Origin of the sequence: Rhodobacter capsulatus (assembly GCF_005144475.1) — a bacterium.
GTDB lineage: Bacteria > Pseudomonadota > Alphaproteobacteria > Rhodobacterales > Rhodobacteraceae > Rhodobacter > Rhodobacter capsulatus_C.
Genome location: NZ_SWJZ01000168.1, coordinates 1 through 278, shown reverse-complemented (window position 1 = coordinate 278; position 278 = coordinate 1). Strand labels below are relative to the sequence as shown.

1 pseudogene is annotated in these 278 nt (G+C 63.3%); it reads left to right on the top strand.

Annotated elements, in window-relative coordinates:
• Positions 1-278 (top strand): annotated as a pseudogene (locus FBT96_RS20480) (UDP-glucuronate 5-epimerase); the annotation flags it as partial.

Genomic DNA, 278 nt, shown 5'->3' with positions numbered 1-278 from the left:
CCGATCGACATTTACAACCACGGCGAGATGTATCGCGACTTCACCTATGTCGATGATCTCGTGCGCGGGATCCGGCTGTTGATCGACGCGGTGCCGGTGCGGCCCGCGGATGGGGTGGTGCCCGAGGGCGACAGCCTGTCGCCGGTGGCGCCCTGGCGCGTCGTCAACATCGGCAATTCCGACAAGGTGCGACTGCTCGATTTCGTCGAGGCGATCGAGGCCTGTCTGGGCAAGACAGCGATCAGAAACTACATGCCGATGCAGATGGGCGACGTGCC